General features: G+C 36.7%; 8 protein-coding genes. 6 read left to right on the top strand and 2 right to left on the bottom strand.

The window, feature by feature from the left end; genetic code table 11:
* Window positions 1-139 precede the first annotated feature (139 nt).
* A complete protein-coding gene (locus ACM6F9_RS01180) occupies window positions 140-1,570 on the bottom strand; it encodes an MAC/perforin domain-containing protein (RefSeq protein WP_414844044.1) in 1,431 nt (476 codons plus the stop codon).
* Window positions 1,571-2,005: 435 nt separating this feature from the next.
* Between ACM6F9_RS01180 and gltX the strand changes: the two genes are divergently transcribed.
* Window positions 2,006-3,514, top strand: coding sequence for a glutamate--tRNA ligase (gene gltX, locus ACM6F9_RS01175; RefSeq protein ID WP_414844043.1), 1,509 nt, complete (start codon window positions 2,006-2,008; stop codon window positions 3,512-3,514).
* Window positions 3,515-3,563: 49 nt separating this feature from the next.
* Window positions 3,564-4,520: an acetyl-CoA carboxylase carboxyltransferase subunit alpha gene (locus ACM6F9_RS01170; protein ID WP_414844042.1), complete on the top strand. Its 957-nt coding sequence runs from the start codon at window positions 3,564-3,566 to the stop codon at window positions 4,518-4,520.
* Between the two features lie 60 nt (window positions 4,521-4,580).
* Here ACM6F9_RS01170 and ACM6F9_RS01165 read toward each other — a convergent pair whose 3' ends face one another.
* Window positions 4,581-5,366 (bottom strand): DUF6759 domain-containing protein, encoded by a 786-nt coding sequence (locus ACM6F9_RS01165; protein WP_414844041.1) that lies wholly within the window; start codon window positions 5,364-5,366, stop codon window positions 4,581-4,583.
* A 145-nt stretch (window positions 5,367-5,511) separates the two neighbouring features.
* Between ACM6F9_RS01165 and tsf the strand changes: the two genes are divergently transcribed.
* From tsf to ACM6F9_RS01145, 4 genes are all read left to right on the top strand, one after another.
* A complete protein-coding gene (tsf, locus tag ACM6F9_RS01160) occupies window positions 5,512-6,336 on the top strand; it encodes a translation elongation factor Ts (RefSeq protein WP_047385945.1) in 825 nt (274 codons plus the stop codon).
* Window positions 6,337-6,534: 198 nt separating this feature from the next.
* The gene (locus ACM6F9_RS01155; RefSeq protein WP_414844040.1) at window positions 6,535-9,885 is read left to right on the top strand and encodes a T9SS type B sorting domain-containing protein; all 3,351 of its coding nucleotides are present in this window, start codon (window positions 6,535-6,537) and stop codon (window positions 9,883-9,885) included.
* Between the two features lie 79 nt (window positions 9,886-9,964).
* Window positions 9,965-12,787, top strand: a complete 2,823-nt coding sequence (locus tag ACM6F9_RS01150) for a gliding motility-associated C-terminal domain-containing protein (RefSeq protein ID WP_414844039.1) — start codon at window positions 9,965-9,967, stop codon at window positions 12,785-12,787.
* A 141-nt stretch (window positions 12,788-12,928) separates the two neighbouring features.
* Window positions 12,929-15,781 carry a T9SS type B sorting domain-containing protein gene (locus tag ACM6F9_RS01145; RefSeq protein ID WP_414844038.1) on the top strand — a complete coding sequence of 951 codons (2,853 nt, stop codon included), beginning with the start codon at window positions 12,929-12,931 and terminating at the stop codon, window positions 15,779-15,781.
* Window positions 15,782-15,830: the final 49 nt, after the last annotated feature.

Here is a 15,830-nt window from a genome sequence, read left to right as displayed (position 1 = left end):
ATCATTATTTGGTGAATTTAATGATTAATTAAAATACAGTTCATTAACCAATACAGCATAGCTGAAAATAAAAGGTGAAGCCAGAAAGTCTGACTTCACCTAAATGTATAACCAAATTGATTTAATATAAATCCAAAAATTAATTAGCAGGAATATAAAACGCTATTCCCTCTTTTACCCAATAACTTGTTGGTCCAAGGTTCGGGTTCACTGTCAGATAATGATCTGATTGATTTCTTGCTTTATAGTTGTAAACCGGAACTCTGTCTCCAGCCGGATCTTTATACGCATAAAATGCAACTCCCATATAAACATCCCAATAAGATGATGGCTGTAATGTGCTAGACTGCGTGTAATAATGGTGCGCTCCTGAATTACTCTTAAAGCAGTAAATAGGAACTGTATTAGGTGCTTTATACTGGAATACTTTAAAAGTAGGCCCTTCATTGGTCCAGTAAGAAGAAGGCTGAAGATTGGTATTAAAAGTAAAATAATGATTACTGTCCGCCTGATTCTGATAACCATATAACATCGTTGTATTATATTCCAATGAAATCTGATTATCAATCAAATATTGATCTACATAAGCCTTAAGCTGAGCTTTTTTAGCAGGATCTTTTATTAAATTGTAAATAAGAACCAATCCGTTATTTCCAAATTCCACTAAAACAGAATTATTCACGGTCGAACTGTTTTGCCAATTCGCAATATTTATTTTTGGGGTAGCCTGATCAAGATTCAACTCTCCTACCAAACCTTTTGACGGATCTCCACCTCTTGTTCTGTATGATAATTTTTTAGAATAGTTCATGGAAGATTCTGATGTATTCACATCATTCTGAACATCTACATCAAAAGCTTTAAGCATTCCAACCTTTACTCCTATTCTTGCAGCGCGTTCACGACTTTCGTTGCTGGTTTCAGACTGGAACATGATATCCATTTTTGCTCCTGTATAAATATCAACCATTACATGGGTACCGTAATCCTGTACAATCTGCTGTGGCGATTTAGTCTGCAAGTCCTGTGTAAATTCAGGTGTTACATAATCAGCAAGCATGTCTGTTGTGGCATTAAATCTCAATCTTTTCTGCTTAATTAAAAGATTATAACTTCCATAGATATATTTTGCATCAAATTTATGATTGGTAGTCACTGCAGAGTTGAATCCCACTGATAATGTTTTTTTGAACAAAGGAATTCCGGCAGTAGCATCTACTTTCGTAGAAACCATTTTGGAATAAGTCTGTGCATTCTCTCCATATTCTTCAACGTATTGTTGAGTATTTGCATTTTCAGAAATAAGCCTCGCTGCCTGCTCCGTTTTGAATCTATCGATATCAATTACTTTAAAACCGGCAGAATTTGCGTTAGCATACTCACCAGCCGCATCAAAACCGTGTCCTAAGACATCATAAATTCCATCTCCTGCAAATTTTGCTGCAGACAAACGATTAGCTTTTGCCGGGCTGTCAGAAGTAGAGGTTTCGGTGTTCAGATCTTCCGAAGAACATGATCCCATGAAAAGCATCAGCGCTGTACTGAAGCTAAATAAAATTTGTTTTTTCATAGTTATTATTTTAAAATTCCTCACAAATATAACCTTCAATACTGAGTGAAATACATAATCACAACTGATATATATCATCAATACGTGATTTTAACAATTGCTTAATCATCCATTAATAAAGGATTTATCAATCACAAATAAGTGATTTATTAATTAAAAACAATTATAAAAACAAACTTGAACAGATCATAAAAAGAATATTAAAACTAATTCAATAATTTTTGTTTACAGATTCAACTTCTACAACATGACATTCATGAATTGTAATATTTAGATTAAAAATGATCCGAAGATATAGTGTGAGACAGTTAAAACGACATTTGAAGAAAATTTAAAGAAATAAATACAAAAGCTAAAATCAAAAAGCGAATACCTGGTCAGAAATCAGTCCGTAAACGCATAATTTTAAGTAAATTTGCAAAAATTAAAATTGAAATGGAGAAAGTAAGAGTACGTTTTGCTCCAAGTCCTACAGGACCGTTACATTTGGGAGGCGTAAGAACTGCATTATATGATTATCTTTTTGCTAAAAATCAAGGAGGAGAATTTGTATTGAGAATTGAAGATACTGATACTGCCAGATATGTAGAAGGTGCTGAAGAATATATTGAAGAAGCACTAGAATGGTGCGGAATCATCCCTGATGAAAGTCCTAAAAAAGGAGGAAAATATGCTCCTTACAGACAATCTGAAAGAAGAGACATCTACGATCGATATACAGAACAGATCTTAAAGACAGACTATGCTTATATCGCCTTTGATACTGCAGAAGAATTAGATGCAATTCGTGCGGAATACGAAGCAAAAGGTGATGTTTTCTCCTATGATAATAAAACAAGAAATGGTCTTAGAAACAGCCTTACTCTTTCGGAGGAAGAAGTTCAAAGACTATTGAATGAAAAGACTCCTTATGTAGTACGCTTTAAAATGCCTGTTGACAGAGTATTGAATCTGGAAGATATTATCCGTGGAAAATTTTCTGTTAATACCAATACTTTAGATGATAAAGTGCTGGTAAAAAATGATGGAATGCCAACTTATCATTTCGCCAACATTATTGATGATCACGAAATGGAAATCTCTCACGTAATCCGTGGAGAAGAATGGCTGCCGTCTTTAGGACTTCACACCTTATTGTATGAGGCTATGCAGTGGGAAGCACCACAGTTTGCACACCTTTCTTTAATTTTAAAACCTGAAGGAAAAGGAAAATTAAGCAAAAGAGATGGAGATAAATTCGGATTCCCAGTATTCCCGCTTGATTTCAAAGATCCAGCTACAGGAATAGTTTCTAAAGGATATAGAGAAAATGGTTATCTTCCTGATGCTTTCATTAATATGGTAGCATTATTGGGATGGTCTCCTGCTGATGATAAAGAAATTCTTCCATTGGAAGAAATGATCAAAGAATTTGATCTTCATAAAGTACATAAAGCGGGTGCAAGATTCAGTAAAGAAAAATCTGAGTGGTTCAACCACCAGTATATTCAGATGAAATCTGATGAAGAGCTTCTTCAGATCCTAAAAAATACTGATCTTGATCTTTCCGGTACTTCTGATGAAAAACTGTTGAAAGTAATTCAGCTGATGAAAGAAAGAGCTACTTTCCCGAAAGACATCTATGAAAATGGGAAATTTTTCTTTGAAGCTCCTGTTTCTTATGATGAAAAAGCATCGAAAAAAGCGTGGAATGATGATACATCTGCAATTTTAGGAGAATTGGCGACTGCTTTTGAATCTACAGACTTTATCGCTGAAACTTTAAAAGAAAAAATGCATGATTTCGCGGAAAGCAAGGGATTAGGCATGGGTAAAGTAATGATGCCTTTACGTTTGTCTTTAGTAGGAGAACTGAAAGGACCAGACGTACCGGACATTCTGGAAACCCTTGGTAAAGAAGAAAGTATCGCCAGAATAAAGAATGCTATAAATAATTTTAACTAAAATAACCATAATTTTTCATACATTTGAAAGATTTAATTTACTTCAAGAAATGGAATATTTAAGTTTCGAACTTCCTATCAAAGAATTGATGGATCAATACCAGACGTGTTCTTTAGTAGGAGAAGAAAGTGGTGTTGATGTAAAATTAGCATGCAGCCAGATTGAGGATAAGATTTTAGAAAAGAAAAAAGAAATCTATTCAAGTCTTACACCTTGGCAGAGAGTACAACTGTCCCGCCACCCGGATCGTCCTTATACACTAGACTACATCAACGGAATGGCAGACAAAGGCAGTTTCTTAGAACTTCATGGAGACAGAAATTTCGCTGATGATCCGGCAATGATTGGAGGATTGATTACCCTTGATGGTCAAAAAGTAATGATCATAGGGACTCAAAAAGGAAGAACAACTAAAGAAAGACAATACAGAAGATTTGGAATGCCAAATCCGGAAGGATACAGAAAAGCTTTAAGATTAATGAAGCTTGCTGAGAAATTCAATATCCCTGTGGTAACTTTAGTAGATACACCGGGAGCTTACCCAGGATTGGAAGCTGAAGAGAGAGGACAAGGTGAAGCTATTGCAAGAAATATTTTTGAAATGGTACAGCTGAAAACTCCAATCTTCACTTACATCATCGGAGAAGGTGCCAGTGGTGGAGCATTAGGAATAGGTGTAGGAAACAAGGTATATATGTTAGAAAACACATGGTATACAGTAATTGCTCCGGAAAGCTGTTCTTCTATCTTATGGAGAAACTGGGATCACAAAGAAGATGCAGCCAATGCATTAAATCTTACCCCGGCAGATGCCTTAAGAGAAAAGTTCATCGATGGGATTATTGAGGAACCTCTTGGGGGTGCTCATTATGATCAGGAGACAACTTATTTGAACCTGAAAAATTCAATTTTACAAAATATTAAAGCTTTCTCCAAATTTACAGGACAAGAGCTTGAAACCCAGAGACAGGACAAATTCATTGCAATGGGTCAGTTTAAAGGATAAAAAATAAAAGGTTAAGAATTTCTTCTTAACCTTTTTTCTTTAGCTTTCTTCTATCTTATTCTATTCTGCAACGTTGAGTACAATCTCAATATCCTGTGTAATTTTCTTCAAAGAAGAATATTTGGCATCACATACTGCGGTTGTCATTACATACTCTCCTTTATCTACGAGTATAAAATTTTCCCCTTTTGCAGGAACTGTTAGATTATAATATTTTTTACCGCTTATCTTTACGATAAGATTACAGGCAGATCTGTTTTTAATATTCACATATGCTTCATTCTTATTCACATCATTATTAAAAAGATGGGTAAGCATTGCAGCTCTTCTTTTATTCTCCTCACTCGGTTCTGCTTTAGATCCTGTTGCAGATGTTCCAGCGCTTTTTGCCGAGCCTGCTGAACCTACTGATGCATACGTTGTGGTTCTTCTTTCTTCTTTTAGCGCTTCAATAGCAGCCGCTGTATTATCAGAAACAGGCTTACCGTTAACAGTATTAGTTTTATTAACAGCTACTGTTTTACCGCTATTCAGCTCATTATTTTTTAAAATGTTTTCAATTTTTTCTTTACTGATTGGCTTAATGGTAGGCTTTGCTTCAGGAGAATTACCCGCCATAATAATATCAATCAGTTTTCTTTTAAAATAATCTGTTTTAGCGTGTCCGGGATTCTGTTTCAGGAATCCGGCGATCACTCTGGCTTCTTTTGAAATTTCAGCTTCCTGCTCTGTATAGATGATGACCGTTTCTTTTTCAACAACAGCTTTAGATTTTGTTTTTTTCTTTTTTTGGGAAAATCCAAGAGAGAAAATGCATATAAATAGAAGGAATAAGATTTTTTTCATTAATCAAATCTTTAAAATAGTATTAAATATATTAATAACGTGAAAAGTCATTTTTTAGTTTATCATTAAAATCATTATCTTTGCACTGCTCTAAATTTAAGCTAAAAATTAATACTAATCTTAAATAAAAAAAATAATAGATATTATGTCTTATACACCAGCTGCTGCAGACGTAGCAAAATTGAGAAACCAAACAGGTGCAGGTATGATGGACTGCAAAAAAGCTCTAGTTGAAGCTGAAGGAGACTTCGAAAAAGCGGTAGACATCCTTAGAAAAAAAGGACAGAAAGTTGCTGCTAACAGAGCTGACAGAGAATCTGCTGAAGGTGCAGTAATCGCAAGAGTAAACGAGGACAACACTTTAGGTGTAGTAATCTCTCTAAACTGCGAAACTGACTTCGTTGCTAAAAATGAAGCGTTCATTGAACTAGCTTACGAATTAGCTGAAATGGCAATTTTTGCTGCTACTAAAGAAGAGCTTTTAGCTACAGATTTCCACGGAATGACAGTTGCTGAAAAATTAGTTGAGCAAACAGGAGTTATCGGTGAGAAAATTGAAATCGGATCTTTCGAAAGAATCCAGGGAGATTTCTTAGGAGCTTACATCCACGCTGGAAACAAAATTGCTGCAATTTCTTCTCTTTCTGCTAAAGTAGATGGAGCTGACGAGGCTGCTAAAGCTGTTTCTATGCAGGTTGCTGCTATGAACCCAATTGCTTTGGACGAAACTAGAGTTTCTCAGGAAACTATCGATAAGGAATTAGAGATCGAAAGACACAAACTTACTGAAGAAGGTAAGCCTGCTAACATTATCGATAATATCCTTAAAGGTAAAATGCAGAGATTCTACAAAGACAACACTTTGGTACACCAGGATTTCATTAAAGACGGAAGTATCTCAGTTGCTGACTACGTAAAATCTGTAAATGCAGACCTAAAAGTAACAGGATTTGTAAGAGTAAGCCTATAAGCTAACCCTTTTCAAAAAATATAGAATCCCGGTGAAGTTCACCGGGATTTTTTTATTCCAAAAAAGCATGTGATTATTAACAGAATATGACGGGAATTTTAAATATTCAGCAAATACAGAATAAACGTTATTTCAAAACTTTTTTTGCATAAAAAATTGATTATTAATGTTTAAATTTGCGGCCCCTTATAATAACGCATGAAAAAACTTCTACTAGCTTTTTGCACTTTTCTTTGTTTATTTGTGAATGCACAATTGGATTCTGAGCATTGGATCGCTCCTATGTCGGCAAGCAGCCTTCTTGGAACTCCGAAAGGTTACCTTTATCTTTCAACCAATGAAACAACCTCCTTCTCTGTACAGGTATTTAATAACAACAATGTATTTTCTACCGTTCAGGTAAGCAAAGGAAATCCTGTTCAGGTAACTATCCCGAACAATATGATGATTTCCTCTACTCCATCCGGACTGTTTACGTCCAATTCAATGGGACTGTATGTAAAAGGAAGCAAAAAATTCTTTGCCAGTTACAGATTTACTGTACAAGATCAGGCTGAATTTATTACATCAAAAGGATTGGCTGGACTTGGGAAAACATTCTTTGTAGGAATGGCTCCCAATACAACTGCCAAACCTTATGTAAACTCCACTATTGGAATTACTGCAACTGAAGATAATACCACTGTAACTTTATCAGGATACAACCCTGCTGTTGTTTTCTCTGATGGAATTTCCGCTCCTTCGAGAACTTTCACCATCAATAAAGGGAAATCATATATCCTTGAGGCGCAGAGTAATCTCAATCCTAATAATTTAACAGGTCTGGTAGGTGCAAAAATTGTTGCCAACAAACCTATTTCTGTCACCAACGGAAACTTCAACAGTATCTATACCACTCAAAACAATACCAATGTAGATGTTTTGATGGATCAGGCTGTTCCCGTAGAAAGATTGGGGAAAGATTTTGTAATGATGAAAGGAAATGGTCCTGCCAATTCCGGAATGGAAGTAGCCGTAGTGATTGCTACGGTAAATAATACAAAACTTACTGTAAACGGAACGCTTTTGAATAATGTTACTCTGAATGCAGGACAATATTATGTTGTTCAGGGAACAAACTATGTAAGTCAGGTGAACGGAAATTACAATATGAGTATTTCCGCCAATAATAATGTATATGTATATCAGCTTCTGGCAGGAACTTCCACAGGTACGGTTTATGCTACAGGAGGAATGAATTTTATACCACCATTAAGCTGTTTCTTACCTAAAGAGATCAACGAAATCGGATTTATCAATACAATAGGGACTGATACCTTCAATACAAGACTTAATATTATTACTCAAGCTGGTGCTGCAGTAACGATCAACGGAAACCCTATTGCAGCAGGTACAGGCCCCGCTCCGGTAACTGGAAATCCAAATTGGGTTACTTATTCTATTCCAAGTGTGACAGGAAATATTACTGTAGGTTCTACAAAACCGGTTACTGCAGGTATTGCCGCAGGAAATGGGGCCGTAGGATATGGAGGGTATTTCGCAGGATTCTCTTCTGTTCCGGTAATTACCAAGACAGGAGACTGTTATAATGGAGTTCAGCTTTCTGTAGAATCCGGTTATGATGCTTATCAATGGCATTTGAACGGAAATCCGATTACAGGAGCAACTACCCCAACTATCAATCCAGATTTATATGGTTCTGGAATATACACCTGTTATATCACCAGAACAAACTGCGAATCCAGGCTTACTGCAGAATTTGATTATACTGCATGTCCGCCTATCACTACAACTACTTATGATATTGGATCTTGTAATACCAAAATCATCAATCCGGTATTTAGTAATTCAACCCAAACTATTGATCCTTCTTATACAAATATTATTGTATCACCCACGAACGGAAACGTAAGCATAAATCCGACAACAGGACAACTTATATATACTCCTAATGCTGGTATTACAGCCAATACTACAGATACATTTACTTATTATATTCAGGGGAACGGAAATCCGGCAGCTTTTGAATATTTTAAAATTATAATTAACACCCACGTTTTTCAGGTAAACAATGCTTCATTAAATTCCTGTGCAGCGGCTAACGGAAATGGAACATTCAACCTTACTACTGCTAGTGTTACTCAGGAACCTGGTGCCACCGTTACTTACTTTACCAATCAAAACTTAACAGGTCAGATTACTAATCCAGCTGCCTACTCAGGACAAGCCGGAACAATATATGCCAATGTAACTTCTATCTATGGATGTTCTAAAACAGCAACCATTACTTTAAATACTTATCCTACCCCAAATATTAACACAAGTAACTTCAATGCGGCTATTTGTGATGATAATTTTGATGGAATTGTAAGTATCAATTTCACGAACGTAACTCCTCAAATTGTTACCAATCCTGCCAACTTCACGGTAAAATATTATCTTAATCAGACTGATGCCAATGCCGGAAACAATAATACACTTCCTGCCAACTGGACATTCACCGCTAATACCACTGTTTATGTAAGAGTATCCGGTGTTACCGGGGAATGTGCACCTGTATTTGGCCAGATCAATTTTACTATCGGAAATAAAATTTCTTTAATCACCAATAATGCACAAGCTGATATCTGCGACAATGATCTCAATGGTTCCGAAGCAGTGAATCTTAATGATTATAAAGCTCTATTTACCGCAGATCCAGGTGTTATCTTATCATTTTACACCTCCCTGGCAAATGCTCAGGCTGGCTTAAACCCCATTTCTGCATCACAGACTCTTACTTCATTGACGAGTATTTTCTATGTAAGATTCCAAAGTAGTACTGCATGCCCGAATACAGCTGTTTTAACGCTTAACCTGAAAACTCCAAAAAAATCAAACAAACTGAATGATCATGTGATCTGTTCTGATGAAAAAATAATGCTGGATGCAGGTCCCGGATTCACTTCATATTTGTGGAGTACAGGTGCTGCTTCCCCTAGTATTTCTGTAGGACCCGGAACCTATTATGTAGACCTTGGATTCAACGGATGTGTATACCGTCAGTATGTCAATATAACCTCTTCACAGGCTCCTACTATTGCTAAAATAGAGGTAACAGGCACTACTGCAACGGTTTTTGTAACCGGAGGAACTGCTCCTTATAAGTATTCATTAAATGGTTTCGACTATCAGACTTCCAACATTTTCACAGGATTATCAAGAGGTCTCCATACGGTATATGTATTGGGTTCTGACAGATGTACACATGTAACCAAAGAGTTTCTGGTGCTCAACCTGATCAATACCATTACTCCGAACGGAGACGGAATTAATGATGTACTCAATTATTCAGAATTAAAAATCAAAAAAAATGTAATTATTGAAGTGGCTGACCGCTACGGAGCTTCTGTTTATAAGTCTTCTGACAAGAATTATACATGGGATGGAACAGCCAATGGAAGAAATCTTCCTACGGGAACTTATTGGTATATTATCAGATGGAATGAACCTGATACCCAATTACCAGTTTCATACTCAGGATGGCTTTTAATTAAAAATCGAGAGTAACTTTTTAACATTTATTTAAATTTTATTAAAAGTATTTCATTTTTTATTTTAATTTTGTAGAAATCCTAATTCCATACACATGAAAAGATTTCTACTCAGTTTGGTATTAATTTTTTTGACAATTAATCCACTCTTTGCACAAAGGGATACCGAGCATTGGATTGCTCCTTATTATGACAGTGTTGGAGGGTATACCAATATGCTATACCTTTCCACTGATTCATTAACTCCCATTGATGTAACCGTTTATAACAACAATGCTGTAGTTACTACGGTTACCATCAGTAAAGGTAGCCCGCAAACTTACAAGGTTACCAATAGCCTTATTTCTACAGGTACCACTACTGAAGCATTCAATGTTGGTAATAAAGGACTGTATTTAAAAGCAGCCAAACCTTTTTACTGTAGTTTAAGACTTGCCCAAAGTGTTCACGGGGAAGTAATTACCAGTAAAGGAAAGGCTGGAATTGGAAAAACATTTTTCGTTGCTACTGCTCCCAATACCAATACCAGCAGTATCCAAAACTTTACAGCCGGTGTTCTTGCTACTGAAGACAACACTAATGTAACAGTATCGTGGAATGCAGCTGCCGGAGTTGTTTTTATTAACGGAACACCTACAGGTAACACTCAAACTTTTACACTTCAGAAAGGACAATCTTTCATTCTTGCAGGATCAGGAAGTCAGTCTGCAAATAACACGGGTTTTATTGGTGCAAAAATAGTTGCTGATAAACCTATAACACTTACCAACGGAAGCTGTAATGCCAACTTCTCTACTGCACCATCAGGAAGTGACCCGGTTCTGGATCAATCTGTACCGGTTGACAGACTTGGAAATACATTCGCAATGGTAAAAACAAGATCTACTGCTCCTAACTTGAATATGGAGGGAGGTCTTATTGTTGCTACTGAAGATAACACTCAGGTATTTTTAAATGGCGGAGGTACTTCTGTTGCAACACTTGCTGCAGGAGAATGGTACAGAATTAATGAAACCAGCTATGTAGCTCAGGGTACTTCGGGACATTCAAATATGTTCATTTCGACTACTAAAAATGTATATTTATATCAATTTATTGGAATTCTGGGAAGTGATGCTACCAATGGATTCAACTATATTCCACCATTGAACTGTTTCCTTCCAAGAAAAATTGATGAAATCGGAAAAATCAATGAAATGCCTATTGGTACCGGAGGAGCCAGTGCTGTTCAGGATATCATTGTAAAATTAAATATCTTAACAGAAACAGGATCTACTGTACTGCTAAATGGCATGCCTATAGCTGCAACAGACGGACCATATCCGGTGGCAGGAAACACCAACTGGGTTACCTATGGAATTACCGGGGTAACAGGAAACATTAATATTACTTCTACAAAAGCTGTAACAGCTGGTATTAACGGAGGATTTAGTTCTGCCGGATACGGAGGTTATTTTGCAGGATTCTCTTCCATCCCTGTAATTGCTAAAAAGACAGGTGAATGTGTACCGGGAATTATTCTTGAATTAGATGACGGATACGAAACCTACCAATGGTACCGTGATGGTGTAGCTATTGCAGGGGCAACTTCTTTTACTTATACTCCTACACAATCTGGAAATTATACGGTTAAAGTAACAATGGGAACATGCCCTCCTGTTACAACACCTATCTATAAAGTACAAATGTGTTTAAAAGAAACAACACAGGCTCTTAATGCTTGCTCTACTAAAATTATTACTCCTACATTTACTTCTTCCACCCAAACTGTGGTTCCAAGTACAGTGGTAATTTTAACTCCTCCTACAAAAGGAACAGCAGTGGTGAATCCAAACGGAACAATCACTTATACTCCAAATGCAGGATATTTAGGAGCAGACAAAATCATCTATAAATTCTGTGGAAATTCAGTTGAATTCACAGATTGTGAGCAGGTGACATTAAACCTTACTGTAGTACCATTCATCGTAACAGATACTTCTATTAAAGCATGTTGGTATGATGTAGATCCTTATGCTTATTTTGACCTTACGAAAGCTAAAGTAACAGACTATAATGCGGTTACTAAAAAATACTACCGTACTCTAAATGATCTTACAGCTGGGATCAACGAAATTACAACACCTACTAACTTCCCATCAACAGGAGGATTCGTATATGTAAAAGTAACCACTGCTGAAGGATGTACAGCGAATGCAAAAATTGAATTAATTGTACTTCCAATCAAGAAATCTCCAATCCTGGTAGATCAGTACATCTGTATGGATGCAAAAACTAATCTTGATGCAGGTTCCGGATATGATTCATACCAATGGAGCACAGGTGCGACTTCTTCAGGTATCAGAGATATAGGTGTTGGAGAATACACTGTAGTACTAGGTAAAAACGGATGTTTCCTTACTCAGACCGTAAAAGTGAAAAAAGTTGAAGATCCGGTAATCCAAACAATTGAGATTAACAACAATACAGCAACAGTAATTGTGAGCGGCGGTAAAGCACCTTTCAAATATGCGGTTGATGGAACTGCTAACTGGCAGGATTCAAATGTCTTCACAGGTTTAAGCAGAGGACAGCACACTTTCTATGTAAAAGATTTCTACAACTGTACTCCTACTTCTGTAGAAATTACAATTCCTAATCTATTAAATGCCATTACACCTAATGGAGATAATGTAAATGATTACATAGATTACAGCGAGCTTGCTTACAAAGAAAACCTAAGTTTTGTAGTATATGACAGATACGGAAATATGGTATTTACCGGAAATAAGTTCAATAACTACAGATGGGACGGAAAACACTTTGATAAAAAACTGGGAACAGGAACATACTGGTATCATATCACATGGAATGAAGCCAACAAAGAAAAGACTCCAATAAAATACACAGGTTGGATTCTTGTTAAAAACAGAGAGTAATAATTAGTTTAAAACTATATTTTATAAGCCACGATTGTATTATCGTGGCTTATTTTGTTAATTCAACACCACATATAATGAAATACTTCTATGTATAATGAATTATTCTGTTATTTTTGTAAAAAAACTAATTAAATATACATGAAGAAGACTCTATTGATTTTTCTGTTCTTATGGGCACCAATTCACATGCTTTTTGCCCAAAGAGATACAGAACACTGGTTTGCCCCAATGGCGGCCAGATCTCCAAAAGTAGTTACTCCCATGCAGGCCCTGTACTTCTCTACAGATTCTGCCACCCCTTTCACTGTAGACATCTACAGCAATAATACGGTATTGGGAACAGTCACCATAAGCAAAGGCTCACCACAGACATTTAATATTCCATTGAACAGAATGGTTGCCACTATCAATGGGGAACTATTCACTGTGGGAAATAAAGGCCTTTATACTAAAGGTTCAAAACCTTACTTTGTCACCTACAGATTCTCAGTAAGCCAACATGGAGAAATATTAACTTCAAAAGGGAAAGCAGGAATTGGCACAAAATTCTATGCGGTCACCGCTCCCATTGAAGAACTCAACAGCGAGTATAATTTCACGGCCGGAATTCTGGCAACAGAAGACAATACCATCGTTACCGTTTCCAACTATTCTCCCAATGTGGTATTTACCAATGGATGGACAGGAGCTACCAATCCAACCCTTACATTTACATTGAATAAAGGACAATCTTATATCATTGAAGGCATAGGTGACAAAACTGTAAATAAAGAAGCTTTCATTGGTGCTAAAATAGAGGCCGATAAACCCATTTCAGTAACCAATGGAAATTTTAACGGTCAATTTGCCATGGCAGCGGGCGGTTCCTATCAGGGTTCTGATATTATCATGGACCAGTCTGTACCCGTAGACAGATTAGGAAATGAATTTGTAGTTGTAAAAGGAAACGGAGACATCAGCAGAAACATGGAAGATGCCTTAATTGTTGCTACAGAAGGCGGAACTCAGGTATATATTAACAACGCGACTACACCAGCTGCAACATTGGCTGAAGGTGAAAGCTACAGAGTCAACAAAATCAATAATACCAACTATATCAATCAAGGGAATAATCACTACAACATGTACATCAGAACCACAAAAAATGTATATGTATATCAACTTATGGCAGGGGTTGGAGCCAGCAACGCAACACTTGGGTTTAATTATATCCCGCCATTAAACTGTTACCTTCCAAGAAAAATTGATGAAATTGGAAAAATTAAAGATCTCCCTTATTCTACAACCCTTTCAGGGCATATTGTTAAACTGAACATCCTGACAGAAGCAGGAGCTGTTGTCACTGTAAACGGAGCACAATTGCCAGCTTCACAAGGCCCTTATCAAGTAACAGGAACACCCAACTGGGTATCTTATTCTGTTCCCGATATTTCAGGAGATGTTACTATTAATTCAACAAAAGCCGTTACAGCCGGTATTTCCGGAGGAAGTGGTGTAGTGGGATATGGTGGCTATTTTGCAGGATTCTCTTCCATTCCCGTTATTGCAAAACAAAATGGTGAATGTATTCCGGGAATTGTTCTTGAAGTAGATGACAGCTTTGATACCTACCAATGGTATAAAGAAAACAATCCTATACCGGGGGCTACAAATCATTCTTATACACCTACACAATCAGGAAATTATACGGTAAAAATTACTGTAGGCTCATGTCCGCCAGTGATCACTCCGGTATATAAAGTGTATACCTGTCTTAAGAAAACGATTATCAATGATACGGTATGTGATGGAGTAAAACAAATTGTCCCTACATTTTCAAGTTCTATCCAAACTGTAGTACCGGGAACTGTAACAATCATCACCGCCCCTACTAATGGAAATGCAGTTATTGATCCGGTTACAGGTGTAATAAGCTATGCACCAGCTTATAATTATATTGGCCCTGATAAAATCGTTTATAAATTCTGTGGAAACAATCCAGATTTTACAGATTGTGAAGAAGTGACTTTAAATCTAACTGTATCTGAAAGCCCTATAGTAAATGACGCTTTAATAAGAACATGTTTCCTAGAAGCTAATCCTGCTACCGGTTTATTTAATCTTACCAATGTCAGCGTAACATTAGCGACCGGAATTACCAAGAAATATTATCCTTCCCTTGCAGATGCTCACGCAGGAACCAACGAAATTTTAACTCCTAATAATTACATCGCGCCCAATGGTGTTGTATATATCAAAGTAATTAATGCAAACGGATGTTACAGAGTAGCCATGGTAACTCTTGTAGTTTTAGCTCCGGTAAAATCAGATGTATTGACGGATAAAATCATCTGTATGGAAGGAAAAACTACATTAGATGCAGGACCAGGGTTCAAAAGCTATGAATGGAGCACTGGAGCAACTACCCAAACAATAAAGAATGTAGGAGTAGGAGTATATTGGGTAAAACTAAAAACCGGAGAATGTGTAACCACACAGACTGTAAAAGTATATGCATCGGAACAGCCGGTTATTACCAATATTGATATCTCAAATAATACTGTAACCGTAAATGTTGCAGGAGGAACTCTACCCTACAAATATTCTATGGATAATATCAATTGGCAGGATTCTAATGTATTCACCAATATCAGCAGAGGAAATGCCACCATCTATGTAAAAGATGACTATAATTGTGAACCAATACAGGTGAATATCACCATTCCTAATCTGATTAATGTGATCACACCAAATAATGATGGGGTAAACGATGCTATAGATTATTCTTCGCTAGCTGTTAAAAATAATCTTGTCATTAACATTTTTGACCGATATGGGAGTAAAATCTTCCAGGCAGACAAAACCAACGGATACAAATGGAACGGAACGGCAGATGGCAGCAAAAGAGTTCCTACAGGAAATTACTGGTACGAAATAGGCTGGAACGAACCTAATGCCAAGCAAACACCGATAAAATTCACTGGTTGGATTATGGTTAAAAACAGAGAGTAATACTACAGTCATAAAGTTTTTAAAAGCTTCGATTTTGAAATCGAGGCTT

The organism is Chryseobacterium sp. IT-36CA2 (genome assembly GCF_949767875.1).
GTDB lineage: Bacteria > Bacteroidota > Bacteroidia > Flavobacteriales > Weeksellaceae > Chryseobacterium.
This window is presented reverse-complemented; position numbering and strand designations above follow the sequence as displayed.